Source organism: Nostoc sp., from assembly GCF_036919615.1.
Classification (GTDB): Bacteria; Cyanobacteriota; Cyanobacteriia; order Cyanobacteriales; family Nostocaceae; genus Nostoc.
Genome location: NZ_JBALCN010000006.1, coordinates 19,487 through 44,793, shown reverse-complemented (window position 1 = coordinate 44,793; position 25,307 = coordinate 19,487). Strand labels below are relative to the sequence as shown.

General features: G+C 42.1%; 32 protein-coding genes. 21 read left to right on the top strand and 11 right to left on the bottom strand.

All coding sequences use genetic code 11. The annotated features are described in order from the left end of the window. The first annotated feature begins 117 nt into the window (after positions 1 to 117). The 17 genes from V7K48_RS02745 to V7K48_RS34830 all read left to right on the top strand — a co-directional run bounded on the left by V7K48_RS02745 (position 118) and on the right by V7K48_RS34830 (position 12,310). Positions 118 to 867 (top strand): SDR family oxidoreductase, encoded by a 750-nt coding sequence (locus V7K48_RS02745; protein WP_335069381.1) that lies wholly within the window; start codon positions 118 to 120, stop codon positions 865 to 867. Between the two features lie 19 nt (positions 868 to 886). Next, the gene (locus tag V7K48_RS02740) at positions 887 to 1,537 is read left to right on the top strand and encodes an MOSC domain-containing protein (RefSeq protein ID WP_335069379.1); all 651 of its coding nucleotides are present in this window, start codon (positions 887 to 889) and stop codon (positions 1,535 to 1,537) included. Between the two features lie 48 nt (positions 1,538 to 1,585). Next, the gene (locus V7K48_RS02735) at positions 1,586 to 1,897 is read left to right on the top strand and encodes a permease (RefSeq protein WP_335069377.1); all 312 of its coding nucleotides are present in this window, start codon (positions 1,586 to 1,588) and stop codon (positions 1,895 to 1,897) included. 123 nt (positions 1,898 to 2,020) lie between these two features. Beyond that, on the top strand, positions 2,021 to 2,890 hold the full coding sequence (locus V7K48_RS02730; RefSeq protein ID WP_335069375.1) for an alpha/beta fold hydrolase: 870 nt from the start codon (positions 2,021 to 2,023) through the stop codon (positions 2,888 to 2,890). A gap of 116 nt (positions 2,891 to 3,006) precedes the next feature. Then, positions 3,007 to 3,882 (top strand): alpha/beta fold hydrolase, encoded by an 876-nt coding sequence (locus tag V7K48_RS02725; protein WP_335069373.1) that lies wholly within the window; start codon positions 3,007 to 3,009, stop codon positions 3,880 to 3,882. A gap of 20 nt (positions 3,883 to 3,902) precedes the next feature. Continuing rightward, positions 3,903 to 5,000 (top strand): alpha/beta hydrolase, encoded by a 1,098-nt coding sequence (locus V7K48_RS02720; protein WP_335069371.1) that lies wholly within the window; start codon positions 3,903 to 3,905, stop codon positions 4,998 to 5,000. Positions 5,001 to 5,276: 276 nt separating this feature from the next. Then, a complete protein-coding gene (locus V7K48_RS02715) occupies positions 5,277 to 6,305 on the top strand; it encodes an alpha/beta fold hydrolase (protein WP_335069369.1) in 1,029 nt (342 codons plus the stop codon). 82 nt (positions 6,306 to 6,387) lie between these two features. Next, on the top strand, positions 6,388 to 6,783 hold the full coding sequence (locus tag V7K48_RS02710) for a DUF6130 family protein (protein ID WP_335069367.1): 396 nt from the start codon (positions 6,388 to 6,390) through the stop codon (positions 6,781 to 6,783). After that, a complete protein-coding gene (locus V7K48_RS02705; protein ID WP_335069365.1) occupies positions 6,780 to 6,926 on the top strand; it encodes a hypothetical protein in 147 nt (48 codons plus the stop codon). Before V7K48_RS02710 ends, V7K48_RS02705 begins: the two co-directional genes overlap by 4 nt. A gap of 160 nt (positions 6,927 to 7,086) precedes the next feature. Continuing rightward, positions 7,087 to 7,566 carry a nuclear transport factor 2 family protein gene (locus tag V7K48_RS02700; protein ID WP_335069363.1) on the top strand — a complete coding sequence of 160 codons (480 nt, stop codon included), beginning with the start codon at positions 7,087 to 7,089 and terminating at the stop codon, positions 7,564 to 7,566. A 51-nt stretch (positions 7,567 to 7,617) separates the two neighbouring features. Then, complete coding sequence (locus V7K48_RS02695) at positions 7,618 to 8,022, top strand: DUF302 domain-containing protein (protein ID WP_335069361.1); 405 nt, start codon at positions 7,618 to 7,620, stop codon at positions 8,020 to 8,022. A gap of 221 nt (positions 8,023 to 8,243) precedes the next feature. Next, on the top strand, positions 8,244 to 8,891 hold the full coding sequence (locus V7K48_RS02690) for a cysteine hydrolase (RefSeq protein WP_335069359.1): 648 nt from the start codon (positions 8,244 to 8,246) through the stop codon (positions 8,889 to 8,891). A gap of 28 nt (positions 8,892 to 8,919) precedes the next feature. Beyond that, the gene (locus V7K48_RS02685) at positions 8,920 to 9,285 is read left to right on the top strand and encodes a hypothetical protein (RefSeq protein ID WP_335069357.1); all 366 of its coding nucleotides are present in this window, start codon (positions 8,920 to 8,922) and stop codon (positions 9,283 to 9,285) included. 162 nt (positions 9,286 to 9,447) lie between these two features. Next, positions 9,448 to 10,842, top strand: coding sequence for a mercuric reductase (locus V7K48_RS02680; RefSeq protein WP_335069355.1), 1,395 nt, complete (start codon positions 9,448 to 9,450; stop codon positions 10,840 to 10,842). A gap of 412 nt (positions 10,843 to 11,254) precedes the next feature. Continuing rightward, positions 11,255 to 11,629 carry a helix-turn-helix domain-containing protein gene (locus tag V7K48_RS02675; RefSeq protein WP_335069353.1) on the top strand — a complete coding sequence of 125 codons (375 nt, stop codon included), beginning with the start codon at positions 11,255 to 11,257 and terminating at the stop codon, positions 11,627 to 11,629. Beyond that, positions 11,592 to 12,152: a TniB family NTP-binding protein gene (locus V7K48_RS02670; protein WP_335069350.1), complete on the top strand. Its 561-nt coding sequence runs from the start codon at positions 11,592 to 11,594 to the stop codon at positions 12,150 to 12,152. The genes V7K48_RS02675 and V7K48_RS02670 overlap by 38 nt, the downstream gene beginning before the upstream one ends. Further along, positions 12,152 to 12,310, top strand: a complete 159-nt coding sequence (locus V7K48_RS34830) for a hypothetical protein (RefSeq protein ID WP_442949398.1) — start codon at positions 12,152 to 12,154, stop codon at positions 12,308 to 12,310. The genes V7K48_RS02670 and V7K48_RS34830 overlap by 1 nt, the downstream gene beginning before the upstream one ends. Before the next feature lie 283 nt (positions 12,311 to 12,593). On the opposite strand, the gene V7K48_RS02660 is transcribed toward V7K48_RS34830, so the two are convergent. The 9 genes from V7K48_RS02660 to V7K48_RS02620 all read right to left on the bottom strand — a co-directional run bounded on the left by V7K48_RS02660 (position 12,594) and on the right by V7K48_RS02620 (position 19,128). Next, a complete protein-coding gene (locus V7K48_RS02660; RefSeq protein WP_118170740.1) occupies positions 12,594 to 12,791 on the bottom strand; it encodes a hypothetical protein in 198 nt (65 codons plus the stop codon). A 158-nt stretch (positions 12,792 to 12,949) separates the two neighbouring features. Continuing rightward, entirely contained in the window at positions 12,950 to 13,255 is a 306-nt protein-coding gene (locus V7K48_RS02655; protein ID WP_335069348.1) for a helix-turn-helix domain-containing protein, read from the bottom strand. Then, entirely contained in the window at positions 13,252 to 13,620 is a 369-nt protein-coding gene (locus V7K48_RS02650; protein WP_335069346.1) for a hypothetical protein, read from the bottom strand. Before V7K48_RS02650 ends, V7K48_RS02655 begins: the two co-directional genes overlap by 4 nt. A gap of 560 nt (positions 13,621 to 14,180) precedes the next feature. Continuing rightward, positions 14,181 to 14,840 (bottom strand): DUF2290 domain-containing protein, encoded by a 660-nt coding sequence (locus V7K48_RS02645; RefSeq protein ID WP_335069344.1) that lies wholly within the window; start codon positions 14,838 to 14,840, stop codon positions 14,181 to 14,183. 1 nt (position 14,841) lies between these two features. Then, positions 14,842 to 16,959 carry a DEAD/DEAH box helicase gene (locus tag V7K48_RS02640; RefSeq protein WP_335069342.1) on the bottom strand — a complete coding sequence of 706 codons (2,118 nt, stop codon included), beginning with the start codon at positions 16,957 to 16,959 and terminating at the stop codon, positions 14,842 to 14,844. A gap of 115 nt (positions 16,960 to 17,074) precedes the next feature. Next, positions 17,075 to 17,230, bottom strand: coding sequence for a hypothetical protein (locus tag V7K48_RS02635; protein WP_335069340.1), 156 nt, complete (start codon positions 17,228 to 17,230; stop codon positions 17,075 to 17,077). A gap of 92 nt (positions 17,231 to 17,322) precedes the next feature. Further along, positions 17,323 to 17,505 carry a hypothetical protein gene (locus tag V7K48_RS02630; RefSeq protein WP_335069338.1) on the bottom strand — a complete coding sequence of 61 codons (183 nt, stop codon included), beginning with the start codon at positions 17,503 to 17,505 and terminating at the stop codon, positions 17,323 to 17,325. A gap of 386 nt (positions 17,506 to 17,891) precedes the next feature. Further along, complete coding sequence (locus tag V7K48_RS02625) at positions 17,892 to 18,236, bottom strand: STAS-like domain-containing protein (protein WP_335069336.1); 345 nt, start codon at positions 18,234 to 18,236, stop codon at positions 17,892 to 17,894. Between the two features lie 16 nt (positions 18,237 to 18,252). Next, positions 18,253 to 19,128, bottom strand: a complete 876-nt coding sequence (locus V7K48_RS02620; protein WP_335069334.1) for an ATP-binding protein — start codon at positions 19,126 to 19,128, stop codon at positions 18,253 to 18,255. A 316-nt stretch (positions 19,129 to 19,444) separates the two neighbouring features. Between V7K48_RS02620 and V7K48_RS02615 the strand changes: the two genes are divergently transcribed. After that, positions 19,445 to 19,981, top strand: coding sequence for a hypothetical protein (locus V7K48_RS02615; protein ID WP_335069332.1), 537 nt, complete (start codon positions 19,445 to 19,447; stop codon positions 19,979 to 19,981). 434 nt (positions 19,982 to 20,415) lie between these two features. After that, complete coding sequence (locus tag V7K48_RS02610) at positions 20,416 to 20,661, top strand: M48 family metalloprotease (RefSeq protein ID WP_335069330.1); 246 nt, start codon at positions 20,416 to 20,418, stop codon at positions 20,659 to 20,661. Positions 20,662 to 20,887: 226 nt separating this feature from the next. On the opposite strand, the gene V7K48_RS02605 is transcribed toward V7K48_RS02610, so the two are convergent. Continuing rightward, entirely contained in the window at positions 20,888 to 21,529 is a 642-nt protein-coding gene (locus tag V7K48_RS02605; protein ID WP_335069328.1) for a phosphatase PAP2 family protein, read from the bottom strand. A 99-nt stretch (positions 21,530 to 21,628) separates the two neighbouring features. Next, a complete protein-coding gene (locus V7K48_RS02600) occupies positions 21,629 to 22,816 on the bottom strand; it encodes a DUF2252 domain-containing protein (RefSeq protein ID WP_335069326.1) in 1,188 nt (395 codons plus the stop codon). 260 nt (positions 22,817 to 23,076) lie between these two features. Here V7K48_RS02600 and V7K48_RS02595 point away from each other — a divergent pair, with 260 nt between their 5' ends. Together V7K48_RS02595 and V7K48_RS02590 are read left to right on the top strand one after the other, a co-directional pair. Next, the gene (locus V7K48_RS02595) at positions 23,077 to 24,069 is read left to right on the top strand and encodes an alpha/beta hydrolase family esterase (RefSeq protein WP_335069323.1); all 993 of its coding nucleotides are present in this window, start codon (positions 23,077 to 23,079) and stop codon (positions 24,067 to 24,069) included. An 87-nt stretch (positions 24,070 to 24,156) separates the two neighbouring features. Next, positions 24,157 to 25,302: a SpoIID/LytB domain-containing protein gene (locus tag V7K48_RS02590; RefSeq protein WP_335069321.1), complete on the top strand. Its 1,146-nt coding sequence runs from the start codon at positions 24,157 to 24,159 to the stop codon at positions 25,300 to 25,302. Positions 25,303 to 25,307 lie beyond the last annotated feature (5 nt).

The window sequence follows — 25,307 nt, the reverse complement described above, 5'->3', positions numbered from 1 at the left end:
GAATTTAACATCTTCTTAATTCCCCATACCCGACACCCCAAAGCCAGGAATACCAAGGATTTACGCTTAACAAGCGTGCCATTCTGCTTTAAACCCAATAATCAGAGGATTCGCATAATGATAAAACTAGAAGGAAAAATCGCCCTTGTCACGGGTGGCAACAGTGGTATCGGTCTTGCAACTGCCAAACAGTTTGTTGCTGAAGGTGCCTATGTCTATATCACGGGTCGTCGCCAAGTCGAACTGGATGCTGCTGTAGAAGCCATTGGTAAAAATATTACGGCTGTGCAGAGCGATGTTTCTAATCTGGCAGACCTCGATCGTCTGTTTGCCATCATTAAGCAAGAGCAAGGACACCTTGATATCATCTTTGCTAATGCTGGCGGTGGACAAATTGCCCCACTTGGAGCAATCACAGAGGAACACTTTGACAAAACATTCAACATAAACGTCAAAGGTTTGCTGTTTACCGTACAAAAGGCACTGCCACTGTTGCCAGAGGGCGCTTCTATTATCCTGAATGCTTCGACTACTTCTATAAAAGGTACACCAGCTTTCAGTGTTTACAGCGCTACCAAAGCCGCCGTGAGATCATTTGCTCGGAATTGGATACTCGACCTCAGAGAACGCAAGATCCGAGTGAATGCCATTAGCCCTAGTGTGGTTCCGACTCCTGGTTACGATCATTTGGGACTGAATGACCAGCAGTTGCAAGAATTTGTGGACAGCCAAGCCAGCGCCATCCCACTGGGACGAGTCGGAAAACCTGATGAGATTGCCAAAGTCGTTGTCTTTCTCGCTTCAGCCGACAGCAGCTTTGTGAACGGCATTGAGTTGTTTGTCGATGGCGGTATGGCACAGATTTGAAGTCCAAAAGGAGTTAAAGATGAAGCTTATCTCTGTTAATGTCGGACTGCCGCGTGAAGTGACCTGGAAAGGAAAAGCCGTCCGCACTGGAATTTTCAAAGAGCCAGTTAATGCGAGAGTGATGGTGCGTGAACTCAATTTAGATGGCGATAGGCAAGCAGATCTCACCGTTCATGGCGGAGTTGACAAAGCAATTTATGTCTATCCTTTTGAACATTATGAGTATTGGCAAAGTGAATTGCCTGACACAGAGTTAACACTCGGTATCTTTGGCGAAAATTTTACAGTCCTTGGCTTGAGAGAAGAAGAATTGAACATTGGCGATCGCTTCAAAATCGGCAGTGTGGAACTAATGGTGACTCAACCGCGCTTACCCTGCTACAAACTAGGGATTCGCTTTGGGCGATCGGATATGGTGAAACGATTTCTTGCCAGTCGTCGCACCGGATTTTACTTTCGGGTTTTGCAAAAGGGCGAAGTTGGAGTCGGAGACACTTTAGAGTTAATGAGTCGAGATAGCAACAATATTACTATTGCTGACATCACTCAGCTTTATATGCGTGAGCAAAACAACCCAGAGTTACTGCACCGTGCCGCGCAACTAGAAGCGTTACCTGCAAGTTGGCGAGACTATTTCCAGGAGCAGATCCGCCGTTCAGATGTGAGATAGATTAACCCGAATAAACAATCGCATTCCACCATCATTGACCGAAAAACTATGGACACTATTAATCTGTTTACAGAGCCGATCAGCGCGATCGCTCATGCTCTCTGGATGGCGTTCAACATGTTTTGGGAGATTTTGTGGGCATTAATTCTGGGATTCACCCTATCCGCAATCATTCAGGCTGTGGTATCAAAGTCTGAAATGGTACGGCTCATGCCCGATGATGCGACTGGATCGATCGCAAGAGCCTGTGGTTTGGGTGCAGCCTCGTCATCCTGCTCCTATGCAGCGGTTGCGATCGCCCGATCCATTGTTCGTAAAGGTGGCAATTTTACTGCTGCAATGGTCTTCACCTGTTTCTGATTCGGCTGAACGAGTAATCATTGATTTTCAATTTAGAAATATCGCTCAATGCCCGGTTTTATTGAATGACAATTTGATCTGGTGTCATAACGTACAACTTCATTCTGAACAAGGAGTAATCCCATGACTACATATCGCACCGTTTCTATCGATGGTTTAGACATCTTCTACCGCGAAGCGGGTTCCCGTGATAATCCAACGATTCTGCTATTGCACGGCTTCCCAACGTCGTCTCACATGTTCCGTAATCTCATACCAGCACTTGCTGATAAATTCCATCTTGTTGCGCCTGACTATCCGGGTTACGGCAACAGTTCAATGCCTACAGTAAATGAATTTGACTACACGTTTGATCGCTTGGCTGAGATTGTGGAGAAATTCATTGCTGCGATCGATCTCAAAAAGTACAGCCTTTATGTGATGGATTATGGTGCACCGATTGGCTATCGGATTGCTGCTAAATATCCAGAGCGCGTGCAATCTCTAATTGTTCAAAATGGCAATGCTTACGAGGAAGGTCTGCGCGAATTTTGGGAACCAATTAAGGCATACTGGCAAGAGCGATCGCCTGATAATGCTGAAAAGCTCAAATATCTTTTCACCCTAGAAGCAACGAAGTGGCAATATACCAACGGTGTTCGCAATCTAGAAGCGATCAGCCCCGACACCTGGACTATTGATCAACATTTCCTTGATCGTCCCGGAAACGAAGAGATTCAACTGGCGCTATTTTATAGCTATGGCACGAATCCACCGCTCTATCCCCAATGGCAGGAGTATTTTCGCCAGTATCAACCCCCTACCCTGATTGTTTGGGGCAAGAACGACTACATCTTTCCTGCTGACGGTGCTTATCCCTACCAGCATGACTTGAAAGACGTTGAGTTCCATCTACTTGATACCGGACATTTTGCCCTGGAAGAGGATGGAGATGCGATCGCAAATTATATCGATCAATTTCTCACATCACGACTGCAATCCGTTCTCGCCTGACCGGTGGAAATGATCGATTATCCCAGCATGGCTCATGCTCAGGTATGAACCTTTGAATAAACAAGATCAACTATTTCTGATTCTGTTGAACGATTTGAATTCAAAAGAGTAAACGCATGACCACTTATTGCACAGTATCGATCAATGGTTTAGATATCTTTTATCGCGAAGCTGGTTCTCGCGATCGTCCGACGATTCTGCTATTGCACGGCTTTCCAACCTCGTCCCACATGTTCCGCAATCTAATCCCGGCGTTGGCGGATCAATTCCATCTGATTGCACCTGATTATCCTGGTTTTGGCTATAGTTCCATGCCAACGGTGGATGAGTTTGATTATACCTTTGATCGCCTTGCCGAAGTCATGGCAGGCTTTGTCGATGCGATCGGATTGAAACGCTATAGCCTTTATTTAATGGATTATGGCGCTCCGATTGGCTATCGATTGGCAATACAGTATCCAGAGCAGATTGAGACGCTAATTGTGCAAAATGGCAATGCCTACGAGGAGGGACTCGGTGATTTCTGGAAGCCCATACGCGCTTTTTGGCAGAATAAGACACCCGAAAATGCCGATCGCGTGCGACAGGCTCTGGCAAGCGAAGGCACGAAATGGCATTACATCACTGGAGCCAGGAATCTAGAAAACCTCAGTCCCGATACCTGGACTCTGGATCAGGCACTCCTTGAGCGCCCTGGCAATATGGATATTCAATTGGCATTAATATACGACTATCAGTCCAATGTGCGGTTATATCCGCAATGGCAAGCTTATTTGCGCCAATATCAACCACCGACGCTAATTGTATGGGGCAAAAATGACCAGGGCTTTTTAGTCGAGGGAGCTTATGCCTACAAACGCGACTTAAAAAACCTGGAGTTTCATTTGTTTGATACGGGGCACTTTGCTCTGGAAGAAGATAGGGAGGCGATCGCAGACCATATTCGTCGCTTTCTGACCACTCACAGAGAACACCAAGCTAACCACCAGTAACAAATAGTTTTGGCTGGGAAATGATGTCGGTAGAAAGTAATTGTCATTCTACAATTGTTAAATCAATTAACTTGACAGTGCCATCTCAACAGATTGTTTACAATTCATTAAAGGAGAATGTCATGGTTGCTCAAGCAAACTCGCAAGCAGCAAAAATTTTGGAAGTTGCGGACGATCCACGTCTTTCCAAAGGAACAAAGGAATTTTTGAAAGTACTGAATTCAGCGGGTGTGGCGCTGGAGAAACTCACTCCAGTCGAAGCACGTCAAGTTCTTGTGGATGCACAGGCTTCCGTTTCACTAGACCTTTCAGGCATTGAAGAGTCTGAAAAGACGATTACTGCTGATGGTTATTCAATTACCCTGAATATTGTACGACCTGAAGGGGTCAAAGGCACATTGCCTGTTTTCATCTTTATTCATGGTGGTGGTTGGGTGCTGGGTGATTACCCAACACACAAGCGCATGGTTCGCGATTTGGTTGTGCTTTCAGGGTTTGCAGGTGTCTTTGTCAACTACACTCGCACGCCAGATGCTCAGTACCCACAGGCGATCAATGAGATTTATGCTGCGACCAAATGGGTTGCCGAGCATGGTGAGGAGATTGGGGTGGATGGCAAGAATCTGGCAGTCGTTGGCAACAGTGTCGGCGGTAACATGACAACTGTCACTGCTTTGAAGGCGAAAGAAAAAGGAGGACCACACATCAAGCTGCAAATCCTGATGTGGCCCATTGTAGATGCTGATTTTGAAACGAATTCTTATCACCAATTTGGCGATCAGCGTTTTCTGACTGTACCAACGATGAAGTGGATGTATGACATGTACATCGCTGACCCAGAAAAGCGCAAAGACATCTATGCTTCTCCCCTACAGGCGACGGTTGAGCAACTGAAAGACTTGCCTCCAGCGTTAATTGTGGTTGCAGAGAGCGATATCTTGCATGACGAGGGCACAGCCTATGGACGCAAGCTCGATGAAGCTGGGGTCGAGGTGACAACTGTGCAGTACAACGGTATGATTCATGACTTCGGACTACTGAATGGTTTAGCCGAGTTGCCAGAAACCCGTTCTCTGTTTGTTCAAGCTGCTGCCCAATTGAAGAAACATCTGCAATAGGATGCGATCAATAGACCTCTTGCATAAGTCGAATAGACCCCCCTTAATCCCCCCCTTATAAAGGGGGGAAACTTGAAATCTTGCGCCCTCCCCAATACATCGGGGAGGGTTGGGGAGGGGTAATTCAAGGATTTTTGCAAGAGGTCTAATGTTTTTGGGGAAGGGAAAAGACGCTCTTGCATCGCTTTGCTGCTTACCGAGTTAGCGTAGGGGAAAAGGGTAAAGCGACTGTGCTTTGTGCAATCGCCTGATTAATTAATCCAAAGAGTCAACCCTATGCTCAAAGCAATTAAATACAACCGCCGCCGCTTTCTGGGAACGGCGGCAGCAAGCATTTTCACAGAAATGGCACTCATGGGTACTGCACACGCAAGCTTCGACAAGCCCAAAGGATCTGAATTTAGGTTTACTCCCATCAAGCAGATCAAAGCGGGTGTCCTCGACATCGGTTACTACGAAGCAGGACCAAGCGATGGATCTCTGGTGTTGCTGCTGCATGGGTTCCCGTATTCCATCGATAGCTACATTGACGTTGCACCAATGCTTGCTGCACGCGGATGTCGGGTGATTGTTCCCTACCTGCGGGGACATGGATCAACCCGTTTTCTCGACAGCGCCACACCACGCTCCGGGCAGCAAGCCGCGATCGGTGTCGATGCGATCGCCTTGATGGATGCATTGCAGCTGAACCGTGCTGTGCTTGCTGGCTATGACTGGGGTGGACGAGCCGCTTGCGTTGTTGCGGCTCTCTGGCCTGAACGATGCATAGGTCTGGTGTCCGTCAATAGCTACCTGATCCAGGATATTGCCAAGGCAGGGCTGCCACTTTCACCCGCGATCGAATCCGGGATCTGGTACCAATACTATTTCCAGACCGAGCGCGGACGCGCCGGACTGACGGCTAACAGACGTGAGATTGCGAGGATTCTCTGGACTCGCAATTCGCCGAACTGGCACTTTGACGAGGCAACGCTCGATCAACACGCCAGCACCTTCGACAACCCTGATTATGTGGAGGTCGTGATTCATTCCTACCGCCATCGCCTTGGACTTGCTGCCGGCTATCCCATGTATGAGGAGCTTGAGCAGCGACTTGCCGCGCAACCGACCATTACGGTGCCGACGATCACGCTGGACGGGGACGCAGATGGTGTCGTGCCAGCAACCGATGGAAAATCGACGGCAGCGAAGTTTAGCGGTGAACGTCAGCATCGGGTTATTCCAAACGTCGGTCATAACCTGCCCCAGGAAGATCCGAAAGCATTCGCAACTGCGGTCTGGGAACTGGCATCAAAGAAACGTTAATGGCTTCTCTGGAGCGATGACTCTGCGCCGCTTCACCTTCAAATGGATCGTTATATAAACTACTCTCAGGTACTTACCTGCTATGAACACCCACACACCGAGCGCTAGGGACATTATCGGACCATCACCGTTGATTGCGATCAAGAACGAAGCACCACCCAAGCTGATTGTCGATCCACCGCTTCCCGAACCACTAGCACAGGGACGCGTCTTTATCCAGTACTGGACGGAGAATTTACGTGTGTTGCCAGTTTTTGGCAAAGGTGCCCTCGAAGTATCGCCGCGCATCGGTCATATCCACATCACCGTTGATGACGCGCCGTGGCACTTTGTCGATTCCAGTGGGGAAACGGTGATCCTGGTCGGACTGGAACCTGGCGTGCACAAGGTGCTGATCGAACTAGCTGACCCCATGCACAAAGTAATCACCAGCGAAACTGTGAAGTTCACGCTGCCCGATCCGAAGAAATCATCATGAAAAAACTAGACGGAAAAATCGCAATTGTGACGGGGGCATCTGGGAAACGCTGCACATCGCGGATGGTATTCATTGAACCGTATCAAACAGTTTTTGAAGTAATTCGGTCGGCACTTACAGCAGAATTCAAAATCCAGAAGTAAAACAGGGTTCATACCTGGCTTTGGGACTTAGTTTGTGTACAACACCCAACTTGAAATCTGCTGTAATTTTAATCCAACCATGCTGAGACGTTGGCATTCGCAAAGCGTCTCGTAGAGAAGCCTCTCAGAACGAGAATCGCGATTCTACTGCTTAGATACTATGAACAACCCCGAAAATCCTCGACTACCCCTGCCGCCTTTCGATAATGAATCCGCTATCCAAAAAGTCCGAATTGCAGAGGATGCTTGGAACACACGTAACCCTGAACTAGTATCACTCGCTTACACAGCGGATAGCAATTGGCGCAACCGCTCAGAATTTCTATCTGGTCGTGAGGCGATCACCCAGTTCTTAACATGTAAGTGGCTTAAAGAATTGGAATACCGTCTGATCAAAGAGCTTTGGGCTTTTCAAGATAACCGAATTGCTGTCCGGTTTGCTTACGAATGGCATGATGATGCTGGCAATTGGTTTCGTTCCTATGGCAATGAAAATTGGGAGTTTGACGAACACGGATTCATGCGATGGCGTATTGCCAGCATCAACGACCTGCCAATTCACCAGAGCGAACGCAAATACCACTGGATACTAGGTCGTCGTCCTGATGATCATCCCGGATTGTCAGACCTCAATCTTTGAAAAGCCCAACGACCATATCACCCAGTTTTATCCTACAAGAAGTTCACTGCTATGAATGCAAACAACGGCATTATTAGCCAGCTCAGTCAATATTCAGTGCCTGTAACCATTGATCGATTAGAAGCCGTCCTTCAAGTAAAAGGCATCACCATTTTTGCCCGCATTGATCAACAGGCTGAAGCCGAAAAAGTCGGACTAAGCTTGTGTCCTACACAGTTGTTGCTGTTTGGCAACCCGAAAGCCGGAACTTCCCTGATGGTGGCAGAACCAACGATCGCCCTGGATTTACCCCTGAAAGCACTGGCATGGGAAGCAACTGACAGCAAGGTGTGGGTGAGCTACAACGAGCCTAATTACTTAAAACAGCGATTTTCTCTCTCCGATGAGTTGGTGAAAAATATCGCTATCATTGCACCTTTAATCTATCAAGCACTTAGTTCCGCTGATCACAAATAAGTTGCAGAATTAGCACGCAAGCGCACCTTGGCGTTTTTGAAACAGCATTTAGGCAGTGGTGTCAAAGTCTGAAATGAAGTGACTACTGCCAGATAATTCACCCACCTTGATCGCCCTGGCAACCAAGATATTCTGATTTTGAATCACTGAGAAAACGCTACACATGGCGGGTGGTTTTTAAGAAAGAGAACGGTGAAAATCAACAAGCAAGGAGAAAAACCATGAACATCAACAAGAATGACACCGCAATAGTCGTCATCGATCCGCAAAACGATGTCTTGAGCGAAAAAGGGGTTTTCTGGGATTTGGTGGGTGAGAGTGTTAAGGATAACAAGACCATCGAGAACATTGAGCGAATCTTCAAAGCCGCGAAGCAGAATGAATTCGAGGTTTTTATCTCCCCTCACTATTACTACCCCACTGACCATAGTTGGAAATTTGCCGGAAACCTAGAGCAAATAATGCTTGAGGTTAAGGAGTTTGATCGCCGTGGTGCGTTGAGCCTCGATGGATTCCTGGGATCAGGTGCTGACTGGCTTGATCGCTATAAGCCCTTCATTGAGGATGGCAAGACGATTGTGGCCAGTCCCCACAAAGTCTATGGCCCGCAAACCAACGACCTCGTTTTGCAACTGCGTAAACGCAACATCAGCAAAGTCATTCTACTCGGAATGTTGGCAAATCTTTGTGTTGAAGCTCACCTACACGAATTGCTCGAACAGGGATTCCAGGTCGTTGTCGTCAAGGATGCAACCGCTGCTCCTCGACATCCAAAACTGGGTGACGGCTATAAGGCAGCACTGATCAACTTTGGGTATATCGCCAATGCAGTCCTTTCTACAGATGAAGTTGTAGCTGCAATAAAGTAATGTCAAACTCATCAATTTTACAACACTTATGAAAACATCCGCGTTACTTCTTACTCTGCCAATCAGTATCTTAGCTAATTTTTCCTTACCTGCTTCTGCTGATTCTACTGCTGGCATCATCCTGAGTACAAAATGCCAGGGTGGTTATAACATTAATATTTGGCAGAATTATACTTCCGGTGAACTACTCTATCGCGCGACCAATCCCAACGGTAATTTAAGTTTAGGTAAAGGAACTAGCCAAGCGACAGAAGGTGTTCGAGTGTATAAGTTTCGGAAGGGAATTTATGAATATTGGGTGTGGGATGGCACGTTAGATAACCCGCAGTCTGGAACTTTAGAGGTGTATAAAAACAATCGTATCTTGATGAAGCAAGCTTGTAGAAAAAGTTGAATCTTCTAGTGGGTGTTATGAACTTTTGGAAACTCAGCTAGGGCTAGCATCTTGAGTTACGCTCGTCAAATACGTTATCGCTAAAACCTTCTCAGTCAGACAGTTTTTTGAAATTCATAACACCTTTTAGACATCGTATTCACCTGATCAAACTCAAAGGATATGGAAGTGGACACTCAACACTATGACGACATTATTATCGGCGGCGGCAAGGCGGGTAAAACACTTGCACCAGCACTGGTTGCTGACGGACGTAAAACCGCTCTGGTTGAACGCAGTTTAAATATGATTGGTGGCGGGTGCATTAATATTGCCTGCATTCCTACTAAAACTATGGTGGCAAGTGCCAATGTGGCAAATACAGTGCGAAATAGTGCCGCTTATGGTGTTAAAGGTAATACACCCAGCGTTAATTTAGCACAGGTGATCCAACGAAAACGAACAGTTGTGCAATCTGCGCGTGAAATGAACTTGCACAATTTAGAAACGGCTCTGGATAACAACTTGATTATTGGCGAAGCAAGGTTTGTTGCTCCTAAAACAATTGAAGCGACGACGACTGAGGGGAACAATTGCTTACTTACCGCCGAACGGTTATTTATTAATACAGGCACACGACCGTTAATTCCATCTGTACCTGGACTCACAGAAGCTGGATTTTTGACAAGTGAGTCGATTATGGAGCTAGAATACTTGCCTGAACACCTGATCGTTCTCGGTAGTGGCTATATTGGTTTAGAGTTTGCCCAGATGTTTCGGCGCTTTGGCTCTGGCGTTACTGTCATTGGGCAAAGTGAGCAAATCCTGTCACAGCAAGATCCAGATATAGCGATCGCAGTTCAAACATTGCTGGAACAAGATGGTATTGAATTCTTGCTGAAGGCGAAGGTGTTGAGGGTTGATCGCACTGGTAATGAAACCATCCTTCAAATCCAAGTTGCCGATCGTGAAATCACCCTCCAGGGGTCGCATTTGCTCGTGGCCGTTGGTCGTGCGCCCAATACCGATAGCTTAAATTTAGCTGCTGCTGGTGTGGCAACTGATACACGCGGATTTATTCAAGTCAACGATTGCTTAGAGACGAATATTTCGGGGATTTGGGCCTTAGGCGACATCAACGGTGGCCCGCAATACACTCATATATCGCTCGATGATTATCGCATTATCAAAGCTAATTTAATTGATGGGGGCAACCGTAGTACACGGGATCGATTGGTTCCATCCTGTCTGTTCATCGATCCAGAACTGGCTCATGTGGGTTTGACTGAAACTGAAGCACAGCAACAAGGATATGCTATCCGCGTGGCGAAGGTGGATGCGTCAGCCGTTCCTAGAGCAAAAACACTCGGTCAAACCGATGGACTTCTGAAGGCGATCGTGGATACAGATACAGGTCGTATTCTAGGGTGTTCCCTGTTGTGTCATGAAGCAGGTGAAGTGATTTCAACGGTGCAGATGGTGATGCAAGCTCAGATGCCCTACACCATTCTGCGCGATGGTATTTTGACTCATCCCACGATGACCGAAGGGTTAAATATATTGTTTTCCAAGTTGTAAGGAGATAGCAATTGCAGACCACTAATTAGTTAATCTACAGCAAAAATTTGTCGATTGCCAAATTAAATGACCACTTGACAAATTAACGTCTTCAAAAATATTTAGCTTAAAACCCTTACTTGATAAGGATTTTACTATTATAGGCTGAAAATAGGCTACTAGAGACTTATTGCCAAAATACCTGTCCTCTTTTAGAACTTTGACAAAATATCTGTCCTTTCTTGAAAAATACTATGAGCCTACATTTTTATGAAAATTGACAAAATAAATGTCCTTTATATAGTACAAGACAACTACGTTTGTATTAAACAATTATGTAAAAATGCTGGACAATCATACCAATAGCGATCAAGAGGCAGAAAAGGATGAGATTGTGACGTAACTCTCAGCAGATGATAGGCATTTGCTGGATATGATTCAGCAATTACTAGAACCATGCGATCGCATCACCTATGGGCAAAGGCAAAGGGAAGTAGCAGCCAAACTAGGTAAGTCTGTGCGAACAGTACGCCGACTAGTAAAAAAATGGGAAGAGGAGGGTTTAGCTGCACTTCAAACCACGACACGGGCTGACAAAGGTACACATCGAATAGATACTGATTGGCAACAGTTCATTATCAAGACATATCAGGAAGGTAATAAAGGCAGTAAGCGAATTACTCCCCAACAAGTTGCAATCAGAGTACGCGATGCTTACAGGTTAAGACATAAGCCGATACAAGAGTCAGGTAAACCCCCAATAGTTCCTGTTGCTTACATGCTTAGTTCCTCCAGAATGCAGTTCTAAAGATTTGTTTAGGCTAATTATTGAGCATCTGAAGTATCAAATGACTAAGGGAACAGTCGCTGAGATTCGAGAGCGGAGTCGGCGTGTTCTGAAAAATTGTCATGTAGAGACATTAATTATTGATGAGGCTGACCGCTTGAAGCCCAATACATTTAAAGATGTACGGGACATTGGTGAAGAATTAGAAATATCAGTTGTCTTAGTAGGAACAGATCGCTTGGATGTAGTGATTAAGCGGGATGAACAGGTTTACAACCGTTTTCGAGCTTGCCATCGGTTTGGTAAATTCTCAGGAGAAGACTTTAAGCGAACTGTAGAAATTTGGGAAAAGAAGGTTTTGCAGTTACCAGTTGCTTCCAACCTTTCTAGCAAGACCATGCTCAAAACTTTGGGTGAGGCAACTGGGGGTTATATTGGTCTGCTGGATATGATTCTTAGAGAGTCAGCAATTAGGGCATTGAGGAAAGGACTAAATAAGGTAGATTTACCAACCCTAAAGGAAGTAGCAGCAGAATACAAGTAATGGAAATTGTAGAGATTCAATCTTGGCTGTTTCAAGTAGAACCACTTGAGGGAGAAAGCCTAAGTCACTTTTTAGGACGTTTCCGGCGAGCAAACGAGTTAACATCTAGTGGATTAGGTAAAGCAGCAGGGCTTGGGGGTGCGATCGCCACCAATTAATTTTGTTGTCAGAATGTCCAAACTGTGGGGCAAGATTTAAGATTCCAGCAGTGTGGGTGGATGGTTGGTGTCAGCGGTGTTTTCTAAGTTTTGCCGATATGGTAAAGTATCAAAAGTTTTATCGATGACGGAGTTTGTGCAAACATAGTAGTACTTTTCAAATGTTAGCTACAAATCATCCCCCCGTGCTTTTATGGAAAAAAAGGAGCAAGGGAGGATATTCGTATGTTTCAACAAACAAGAGAATTCGCTACAAGTTAAGTTGACTTCCAGAACGACAGAATCATGGGGTAATTTGCTCTGGTTGCTCGACTGCTGGATTGAAAATGATTGTGAAAGTTGCACTTGGTATCAGTCGGTGTAGAGCTTGTGAATGAGCTTCTGCGTCACTGCGGCGACGAAAACGAGCAACTATTTGATGTTGCATACTAGGAAAATGGCGGACTATACACCAAGGATTTAGCTTTTCAATGTAGGTCATAAAAACCTCGTGATCATACTTATGATTTAGCTGGTAAATTGCAGTCGAATAATAGACAAAAGTGACTTGAACATTCTCAAAACTAAAGCCACCCTACTGTGAGAGTGGCTGGTAAAAAAATGTCATCCTGACATTGCAATTGGTTGACTTTTCGATTCCTACTTATGCCCTGTGAGAGAACAGAGTATATTCAAACATTCTTCGGGAATTTCCTCGAAGTATTCTAGCAGGAAGTCCATCAGGGCAAGATGGCGTAAATCACTGGGCATGGGACTGCGGTAATTGCGACCCTTGGAAAACCAACGCCAGACAGTTGAAAGTGAACGAGAGCAAATCCGAGCGATCGCCTCATGATTAACATCCCATTTGGCATAAAATTTATTGGGTGTCATTCCTAGTTGACAATGGCTGTAAAGGTCAATCAGGTTTTGCTCACGTTCTTGTAGAGGGCGGGGATTAGTCATAATAATGGCTCTCCTTCCAGTGGTTCTAAATCCTCCTCCCAAGCAATATCGGCAGATGTCCAAGCGGCACTGAGGCTGTCTTTGCTTAACCAAATTAGGTAGCACCAACTCCAGCAGCAAAGATGTGGAGCAAAGCTGTAAAATCTGCCAATTACTATTCCCCAGTCGGTGTCAGAACTAAGCCAGCGTAATCTATCGCCGTACAAAAAGTGGGGTGTTTTGGCTGTATCAGGAAAATCGTCGCGTAAATCAACAGAAAGTTTCTGGTTAATGAACTCTGGAAATAAATCTTGGTGATTTTTAGCAATTGCACTCAAATAATTAGCTATCAGTTCAGCATCAATGCTCTGGGTTAGGTGAGGCATAAAAGCAGGGCTGAAGCCCTTACTAGAAGCGAATCATCCTGGAAAAATGAATGACGATTAGCTTACCACAATTTACGTTTCCTGTCAGAATCTCTAAAGGTTGTGGGAAGGTGTAAGATTCGGCATTATTTAGTAGATGGAAAAATAATAAGTTATTAGTAGTGCTTGATTATTTATAAGAATTCAAGTCATACCAAAATCTCTACGATCGTTTTCTGATAAAGCTTTTCGGGGATTAATCGCAAATTTTTATTCTCAATAATGATTGCGTAATACCATTTTTTTGTGAAGCTTCGCCAAATTTTCTTGGCTTCTTATTTCTTTCTTTGTGTCCTTCGCGTTCTTTGCGGTTCGTTCCTCATATAGGGCGCATCTTCATACAGAATTGGTATAACGACTATATTTTCCTGCCTTATTGCGACTAAAGGTATGTTAATAAGCCAAAGTCGAATTTTAAACTGCCTCTGTGACTGGGTTTCAAACACCTGAATCCTTACGGATTATTCACTTGGTCAACAGATTTATGAGTTGGGGAACCAGCAAAGATTCTCTAAATTAAATTAATAAATAGCTATGTACAATACTTTCTTCTCTCCAACAGTTATCGTTTTATCGAAAAGGTTACTTGAAAACGTAAGATCATCTGTAAATTTCCTAAAAGCAGTATTGTAAAAACTACGAATAATAAAGGATATGAAGGTACTTGGTGCGATTGGAGAACAAACAGGTATTCTACAATTTTCAAACTGTCCCAAGGTTAGATGGCATTTGGGGTGATCTAATTCTTTATGATTGCCTGGATCATAATCGAATCTAATTGGTACTGGTAATATATTTTTTGCTATTATATCTGCATATATTTCGTCTGCTTCATAAATTGTAGGCTCATTCTGGAATACTTCTAAAAATGGTGATGGTAAAAAGGCAAGCCTATGTGAAATTAACTCAGATTTTTTATACGTATATAAAAATTGTATTAACGCACCATCAATCATTTTGAAATTGTAGTTTTTACCTCTGTCTAGTTCATTATATATGTTCTTATAATCAATATTTTTCAGTGCTATTGAGAGATTCTGCATACCAGAATATGCAATTTCATAACTATCTCTACCAAGAGATGTAGATGAGGGAAAATTTTGTTGATCGCATAAACTAACTTCTATTAGTTTTTGAGTAATGTATTCAATTTCTCTATAAATTTCTTGATGACTAGTCATTTTAAAATAGTTGATTTTTTAATTTTTCTATTAATTCTGGTGACAAATCTTCTTTCTGCATAACACCCTTCTCTAAATCCTCAACAATATCTTTTAAATTTCTTTGGTTCTGAATTCTACGCTCACGCTCTTTAGGACTCATATCTCTATTGATAACATTCATTCTTATTCGTTCTTCTGCTGTAGGATAAGTAAATTGAAGAACAAAGTTTCTTTTTCTCACTTCTTCAAATTCTTTCACCAAACCCCTCATGTCTTCGCCATACCCCAATACTCTTAGCCAAGCTTTGCTTCTTGTCATGGCAGTAAACAAGATATTTCTTTTTCTGGAAAGCTCTGTACCAGAGAAGCATTCATGAGCATTTATAACATATATCATTGCAGCTTCATTTCCCTTTGCTCTATAGATACCAGTAAAAGTAACTGCTTCTTCACTAAAAAATTCATCGCGGGAATTTGTGACTCCGGCTAGATTAGAATTAATCTTTTTTTCAAATAGTAAAGCCCTAGAGCTTCCAACGGCATCTTTAGTTGTAAAGGGGTTAGAATGAATAATCATTATGTCATCATACTTTAATTCATCTTCCCTAATATTCTTCTCTATTTCCTTGACTAACCATTCATTTTGTTCGCGCTTATTATTAAAAGACTTAAATATAATTAAATCATCAATATCTGAGTGAGATTCGAGGAACATTGGACTAGTATTGCTAGTTCTAGTAAGCTTGACAGACTTTCCATCTTCTAGATTTCCTTCTTCTAATTCATAACCAATATCTCTCCATAACCCTGCATCATCAAACATCTGGATTAATCCTTCATTTCTATATATTCCAAAACCTAAAGCATGTGCAGAAGTTAGGAGTGGGCGAGAATTTCTATAGCATTTCTCTAACATAATGTCTTGTTTTGGTTTTCCTGATCTGTTTTGAAGTTGAACATATGGATTACCGTAAGTATCTTTTCCAAAGATTTCTTCTGGTGATTCCATTGTCTTATTACTCAGACTTTGTAACTCATCATATGCATAAACTAGTCTTTTCGGCTGCTTCAGAATTTTGTAACAAAGTTGCAGGAAATGTTTAGAAAAATCTTGTGCTTCATCAACTAATATTGCATCATAATACTGCTCAAAGCTGTGGATTTTATCGAGTGCTTCCTCACAAACTTTGTCAAATTCTTGACCAGATACATTAGTAAGATTTTTTGCTGCATTTAAATCTCTGAATTCAATATTATGTTTTTTACATATTTCATAATAAATTCCTTCCGTTGAGGGATTTCCCCAAGCGTGAATAATTTTTATTTTTTCCCAGTCCGGCTCTTCACTCGTATGTTCAATACTAAAAGTGTTAATAAACTGTTTAAACTGATTTTTAAGAGAGCGAGTATTAAAAGTAACAGCAATGTTCCAATCAGGATGTTTTGCCTGTAAATATGCAACTTTAAGAGCTAGAACTATAGTTTTACCTGAGCCAGCAAGTCCTCTAATTCGCTGTACACCTTCTACAGTTTCAAGCACAGCAGCACTCTGATTATTATCTAGATTGGCGATAGAATCTTCCAGTCTCTGAAGTTTTGCACCTCTGGAATCTTCTCGTTGAATATAGCTACGCTGCCTTCTTTTTCTTATGGTAGTTATAGCTTGTATAACTGAGCTAAGACTTTCAAAATACTGGTTTTGTTCCCATTTACAAGATTTTAAGTACTCTTCTAGGGCAGGCTCATTAGTTATGATGGGATAGCCTTCTGAAATATTATTCGGTGTATTACTCAGTGCAGGTGCAAATGTTACAACATTGATTGGCACCATTAATTTCCTTCTTTTCACCAGAGTTGTATGCTGAAGTAGTTTTGATTCAACTTTGGTTGCACTTTCATCTTGTGTCTTTTCTATATCTATGTCAGTATTAGTTCCCTCAATAATATTGAAAATAACAACGCCATTCTCTCTGGATAATAAAAGAGCATCAATTTGATAACCACCTTGAGGCGTTCCTATTATTGGGTATCCCAGATATAAGCTGCCATCTATATCGTGTCTCCTCTCAAAGTAATCAGCTAGCCTTCTAGATGAAACTGGCTTATTATCTACATCACCTCGAATAACATTAACCATGAGATGTTGCTTTACCTAAAGTATCTACCTCTATTATCTTTCAACTTGAAGTAATCGTCCCGTGCTATTTGATATCTGTCAGTGTTCTCCGAAATTACATTTGAGGAAAGCTATATCATGATTTGAGCCTCATTATCATATGCGCGATCGCACTTTCCAAGCTAAACTCTACAGCATCAAGCGATCGCGCTTCATAAATTTGTATTCCTAGTACCTGCTTCACCAATAAAGTTAAGGTAGTGTATGATCTTAACTGGTGCAGAGATGGCATAATATCAAAAGCCAATGCATGTCTACACCCTTCTACCTCACCAAAAGTTTGCCTTTACTTTTCGCTGCTGCGATGTCTGCGACGGGCTTTGCCTACGCACCACTATTTGCAGTAAAAAGTTTGATACCTGGGACAGTCACATAATCACCATCATCTGTAATTATCTGTGTGACTCCTCCTTTGTCCATCGCTTCCAGTATCAGCAAGTCGTAACCGTCAAGTAATTGGGTTTGAAATCTGTTTAGCGCCGCATTGCTTGTTTCTTCGCTAACCAAAACATCTGTGCATACAGCACTAGATATTACCTAACTCCAAGCGGTTTGAACTTCAGCTACAACTTTTGCTCTCTCGACTGGGAAGTTATGACGGTATTCTTTAGATTTTAATGTAGAAGAAAATATTTCCCTTTCTGTTTGCTCAATGTTGTGTGCTAATTCTGCCAATGAAAGACCGCAGTATAAAAGCAATGAGTTAGCAGAAATGGCTTTAGCAATGTAGGAAGGATACTCTGTAATTTGATAAGGACGAGATGAAATACTGGCATTAGTCTAGGTAAACCAATACCAGGCGTTTGTATCTACTAAGAAAATATCATCATTTTTCGGAGCGTCAGACCGGATATCAACCACTTCAGCCTGAACTGTGTAGTTGACTGGCATTACTATGTATTTGCTTGTTCGCTGATAACTTGGTCTACTCTACTACGGAAATCAGGGTCGGAGTAATACCGTTTTGAATTTTCGATTACCAGTTTGAGTATTTGCTTACCAACCGTATTTAGATTGGAAAATTTGAGCAGACGGTTTAGGGTTTCTGGCTTAATATCCCGAAGTAATTGTCCAATAGCAAAGTTAAAGAACGGGGAAGCAAAAATTTCTACTCCTGCAAAGTCTAGCTCAACTTCATTAAAAGCTAATAATTCACCGATGACCAAATCGTACACTTTCTGACCATCGCCAGGTGTAATACAGTTTTTGCCTACAAGGGTTAGGATTTCGTGTTTCATAGTCCGCACATGACCCTTAGAACAACGGCTCATCATCTGGTTCAAGCTCCAAAGCATAATACGATTCGTCGCACAGGAGTGTAATATTTACCAGTGTTCCTCCAAAGAAACTTTGTCTATTTTCGTAAACTTCCTGTTTTTCATCTATTGTCGCACATCCATCATGGCTTAAAATTTGAAGTTTTCCCTTATTTATATGAACGAATTGTTTTAAATAGTCAAGACCAATACCACCCGTGACTCGTCCACCCCTGGTAGTTGTCCCCTTTTGAAAAGCCCATTTTAATGCTTGGTCTGCTGGTAAGTTGGGATTTTTCTGGAAATCGCGCACATTCTGAGGGATTCCTACACCAAAGTCAACCACTGTTAGTTTAAGTTTTTTTAGTTCAGGATAATGTTGTCCGCAGCTAAAGACCCCTATATCTGTCCGTCCATGTTCAAAAGCATTCGCATAAATTTCTAAAACTGTTGCAACAATCAGCTTTTGCAAATTTTGGCTGACATGAACCCAGCCTCTACCAAGCCATTGTTCGGCTAGGTATTGAACCAATTCATCTTTATTTTGCTTTGGATCTTCTCGATACGGGATAGAGTTTCCTTGCCAAGGTGCCATATCCTGGCAAAAGGCATACATAAACCCATTTTGTTGCAGATTTCTCTTGACTTTTTTATGAAGAGTATGTTGTTGAAAAGTGACTTTTCTACCTTGTGATTCAATTAACCGAATTAATCCACCCAGAAAAGCTACTGCGTTTGGTCGTAGAAACCAACATTTGGAAAAGTTGAAGATTACTTCTGAGCAGTCTTGGTTGACTTTTTGCCAAAGTTGAAACAAGCTATCAAAGTCATCTAGGTTATCGTTGACAGTCGGAATTTGAAGAGTAAGGCTCACAATTCCCTTTTGAATGCTTCGTTAAGTATCGATTTTAGCAGAGCTTGTAAGGGTAATTGGTGAGTTTTATCTACAATTCTTCTTTGAGAGCAACGTAATTTTTTGTATATCAAGTTTGAATTCACCTGTTGGTAGAGATGCGATCGCTATTGTATATTTTGAGAGGGCTTTGCAATGTGTCTTTCTAGACTGTAATGGACTAAGGGTTGATCCAAGGTCAGTGTTAAACTAAGGTTTAATATTTTGTGACCGCAAACAGCGAATTGATTAAGATGATTGAAAAGATAAGATTTATTAGCTTCAGGATTTCTGAATTATGAAACCTAACTTAGAAGATATCTCTGGGAGTTTTCCCCGCCGTCAAATTCTTAAAACTGCTCTCACCTTTGTAACTGGTTTAACTGCCACATCACTGGTATCTTTTTTAATACCCAGATCCATAAAGCCAGCACAAGCAATTGTTGTACAACAACCAAATGAGTTTGAACTTCAGGGCGAAGGTACTTATATTAAGTATTCAATCCTGAATGGACTTCCACAGCTTGATTACAAAACTGAAAAGATTTCCCGACATTTTAGTGGTGGTGAAATTCAGACATTAGCCACTGATATCGGTACACTGATCACGGTAATCATTAGCAAGCCACCAAACCCTGATTTCGGAGGAAATATAGTCAGACTCAGCTTCCTCTTACCTACTGTTAACCTACTTATCGGTAGTAAAGAAACTCCTGTTCAAACTCAAGCGATTCTAACTACTCAAGAAATAACAGGATTTATTAAAAGACCATTGTTTGGACAATTACAGTCATATCAGGGCTTTGTACTGAAAGGAACTGCTACATACCGCTAGATTCAGATATTAATTTCCTCTCAATCAGTTTTGGGACAAATCTCTGCTCATCCTTAACTTTAAACAGATTAACTTCCTTGCGTACTTAGGAAGAGGTTTAATTCTCAGTATTGAGCAGGATCATGTCCCATTCATTGCGAAATTATCGAAAATATCACCTCATATCTAATTTTGTATTTTGACTAGCAAAAATGAGATAATTTACTTATTAACTGGGTCTAAGAAGGCTGTTCCTGGTTTTCTCAGCTGAAACAAGACCAGTGACGCAGGTTCTGTGGTTGTGTTGCAAAAACTAAGCTCAATAAAGGTTTGGGTAATAGCAATCGCACCGAAGCGTGAGAAATGCAGGAAACGCCATATTAAGTCGCAACTTTTGGAGACGCTGCGCGTAGCTTGCTTCTCCGTAGGAGTACGCTCCAATTAAAAATTAAAAATTGAACTTACCTGGAAGCCGCCAGCATGAGTTTGAAGCAGACCATAAGGGACTGTTCACTTTTACAAAAGCCGGTTACGATGCCAGTGCAATGCCAGCTTTTATGCTGAAACTCGTTAACTCTAGTTCAGTGCCAGCATTTTTAAGTACTCATCCTGGCACTCCAGACCAAATTCGCACCCTTAACCAATTGATTACTGAGAACCACTTAAGTAATGGTTCTCTTGGGTTAGGCAATACCAACTAGAAAGCGACAATTCGTTCCAGGTTAAATAGTTAGACTATCTTGAAAAGCCAAAACTGGAGTTGCAGCTTCGAGTATAGGGTATAGGGACAAAACAGAATCGGCTTTGGCTTTTCAACAGAACTTAAAGCACAGACAACACTTCCAAGCAATTGAGTAGAGCGATATCTGTGACGGACTATTGGCTGTTGCATGAGTTGCCCCTCCCCGATTGAACATACTTTGTTTACTATTGATATCTCCGGCGAACTGGATGTGAGTTGATTAGGAAACTGACTCCAACTGTCCAGCCTAATGCCACCATCCATCCGGCCAATACATCACTTGGATAATGGACTCCTAGATACAAACGTGTCCAACCAATTATTAAGACAAACAGGGTTCCTATAATCACAACAAACCAACGCCAACGGCTGTTCCAACTCAAAATAATCAAAACTGCCACCAAAGTCATACTAGCCATCGCATGACCACTCGGAAAGCCATAATCAAATTCTGGAGCAGGTGTTATCCACAGATGAGGACGTGCCCGGTGCAGCAACCGCTTCACTGTCTGATTAATGATTATACTGCCCACCGAGGCTGTGAGTAAGAACTCTAAAGCACGCCACCTTTGTCGAATCACCAACAACAGCGAAATCATTGCTGCTGCTGGGAATACCCCCCAAAACACTCCAAGTTTTGTCAAGTATGAGACAAAAACATCTAGTTTCGGTTGGGCAGTGCTGTGAATAGCTAATAATAGGGGAACATCGAAGGGAAATCCACCTTGTTTCCAAACATCCTCTGCTAAGTCCCCAAATATCAGTAAGGGAATAAATCCGCCAAACAGTAGGAGCAATACTGCCCGGAGGCTGATGGTGAGGCGCATTAACTTGCTCCTGCATTAATTAATTAATCTTTCTCTAATCCTAGCGGCATAAGTAGTCAAACAGAATTAATTACATAGCAATTCTTGACTAGGTAAGATTCACGATTTTTGACAGAATTCTTGGTAATCTAGTTCTACTTGTTTAGAGTAGCTGGTTGCATACTTAAGAATTTGATTACGCCAATCAGATAAGTGAGCAAACTTGATTAAATCATCTGCGATCGCAGAACCTTGTCTACCACCACTGCGTAATTGATCCCACGCTGTCACTTCACCCATTGTCTGCATCAACTTATTTAAGCGTTCCAGCTTTCCATCCCACGCCTGTAGACTCACCCGATCTTCTTCTGGCTGTAACTCTCGTAAAACATAAGATTTATTGCCGTCAACTATCACCCCCAAAAGAGCAGGTGGCGTTCCTTGCACCCGTTGTTGGATAGCTACTACCCGTGCAGATTCACTCGACCAATCCGGCTGAGGTAGTGCTAAATAGGGTTGTAATGAGCAAGTTTTTGTTAACTTCAAATCTAATAAATAATTGCCATCAGGAGAACCAAAACCTTCTACCAAAACTGCATAACGTTCTAACCCTAAACTACCTGTACCAGCAATTCGCTGTTGTATATCTAAAATTTGATAAAAACTAGCATCTTTTTGTGTAGATTTGTGCCAATTGGAGATGAGTTTTCTAATTTTTTGCTGTTCTGCTTCTGTGGCTTCAATAATGCGTTTATTGTCAATAAATAAATGCCGCTTACCTTTTTTTTTCTTAGTATATTTATCTAAAAAATCTTGACGAAGGCGGGATTTTAAACTTCTTAATAAATCTTTAACTAAACCCGAAGCGGTTTCTTTTTCCACACTTCTAGCAATACCTTTAGCTAAAACATTGCTGTAAGCATCAAGAAAGCAATTGCTCAAATGCAATGCTTCTGATTCATTCACCCTCAGCGTATGAGAGCCAACTATTATACTGGTAATAAACCTTACCACATCCCAAGTGCAAGGAGCAAGACATGCTTCATCAAAATCATTAATATCAAAGTAAACTAATCGATTATCACCTTTATAACTACCAAAGTTTTCCAGGTGCAAGTCACCACAAATCCATACTGGCGGGGCTGCATTCAGTAGTAAATCTTTAGGAAAGTCTTCGTAAAATAAATGACACGTGCCGCGATAAAAAGTAAAAACATCAGAACGCATTGCCTTGTATTTTAATTCAAGCAGTTTTGGGTTGCCTCCTTCGTTAAAGCAATGAATTCTGTCAATGATATTGTTTGTCATGATTTTTGGTTTTCATGCTATCAAATAACAATTGGTACTTTTGTCTTTCCGATTATGCCATTATGCACTGTACTACATCTTTGACAAGCCTAATAGTTGGCACTTTCTTACCACCTTTTGTACTGTTGTTTGGGCTTATAAAGAATGTCACGAGGTCTAGCTTGCCCCAAGGCTTTCAGTAAAATGCCCACAAATAGTTGTCAAATTATTTTAATGCTTTTTCGTTAAATACTTGCAAATTTTCCCACCTACTTATACAAATGTATAAAAAATCTGATTTTTCTAAATATGTTTTGATTGGCTTCCTCTCAACTACTCTGGCTGTTACCTCTAATTCCATTCAAGTAGAAGCAAAAAGTATACCTAGAGAAAAAATCTTCCAAAGCGAGAATTATGGAACACTAACAAACCAAGGAAAGTTACGTACCTACTATATGTATACGCCAAAATCTTACAATCATAAACATGCGATGTCATTAGTTTTAGTGTTTCATGGAGATAATGGCAGTGGCAATTCTATTGCTAAAACTTCTCGCTTCAATAATTTAGCAAAGGCATTCGGATTTATTGTAGTTTATCCAAATGGACTTGACCATCAATGGAGCTTTACAGGTCATGTCAGACAAAAAGTGGATGATATTTCATTTGTTACGGCTTTGATTGGGCATATAGAGCAAATTAGAAATATTAACCGACGTAAAATCTATGCCACTGGTTTTTCTCAAGGTGGGATACTGACTCAAGCTTTGGCCTGTAAGCTGTCGAATAAAATTGCTGCTTTCGCATCAGTAGCTGGCTCTCTAACTACTCGATTTGCGCATAGCTGCCATCCGACGGTTTCGATATCAATGATGATGATTAATGGTACAAATGACTTCAGTGTACATTATCATGGCGATGCCATTACTCAAAAAGAGGCACTTGTTTCTATCCCAGAAACCGCAAATTTTTGGCGAAGACATGACCAATGCACTTCATCATCTCAATTTCAACACTTAACTCCAACTAAATCTCGTAATCACTTGCAAGTCAAAGCTTTTCGTTACTCTGGTTGTAGAAACGGTTCAGAAGTCTTGCAGTTCGCTGTAGTCAATGGTGGGCATTTCTGGCCTGGTGGTGCTTCAACTGATCCTAAATTAAGTCAGGTGAATATTCAGCTTGGTTTTAATGCCAGTAAGGCAATTTGGAGCTTTTTTCAACACCACAGTTTGAGTACTTTCAAAGCGTCAACCATTGGAAAAGCTAAAAGATAATCTCCCAAAAATCTGACACTATACGCACAGCACGGTATTAGCGATAACATTGTATGGAAATTGAATACTATCAATAAAATGCTACACATGAAATGCCAATTCTTACTAAACGCTTTGTTTGCACAGATGAAAGTAGGTCACTGGTGGATAAGTGCCTTATTGTGGATGACTTTAGCTACGCCAACCAAAGCATCTGTAATCTTACGAATCGCAATTGAGAGAGGAGTTAATCAGGTAACAGTTGGTAGTTCTACGACTGCGTTAGTTAAAGATAGTACTGGTCAGACTGTAGGAAAATTACCAGCAATGAGTTCATTTTATGCCTCTTCAGTTCCAGGGGGTGTGGCTTTAGATAAGTGGCAGTCTAGTCTATTTTGGATTGAACCCACAAATAAGGGATTCGTTTACATTGGCGAACACTGGTATCGAGGCAGAACTCTCGTTGTGCCAACAGACAAAGGACTAACCGCCGTTAACTGGGTTGATGACGAAGAATATCTCTATAGTGTTGTTGGTGGCGAAATGGATACTGAGTGGCCTCAAGAAGCTTTGAAAGCCCAAGCAGTTGCTGCCCGGACTTTTGCTCTCTATGAGCGAGAAAAACAGCGCAATAATCCTGTTTACGATTTAGGTGATAGTCCAGATCATTGGCAGAATTATAAAGGAGTAATCAATGAAACTACTAGTACTTATGCCGCCGTTGATGCTACTGATAAACAGGTACTAACTTATAAAGACAGTGTTATTCTCTCAGTTTTCCATGATTGTTCTGGAGGACATACTGAAAATGTCGAAGATGTTTGGGGAAGCCACGAGCCTTACCTGCGTGCTGTTGAAGATTACGATCAAAATGTTAGCGAGTGCAAATGGGTGAAAACTTTCTCCCAAAAAGAAATTAGCACTAGGATTTCTGGTGTCGGCAATGTTTTAGATATGATCGCAGAGAGTTACTCACCGTTTGGTAGTGTTAAAGTCTTAAAAATCGTTGGTGATAAAGCTACGAAGATACTAGTTGGTGAAGAAGTGCGTACAGCTCTAAAGATAAAAAGTACCCACTTCAACCTTACCAAAGCCGCAGATGGTAGTTTTATACTTCAAGGACTTGGCTATGGTCATGCTTTAGGCATGAGTCAATGGGGTGCATACAATTTAGCCAAAGGAGGAGTAAACTATCTGCAAATTTTAGGGCATTATTATCAAGGCGTAGCTTTAAGCACAATCAACGCTAAGTAATATCA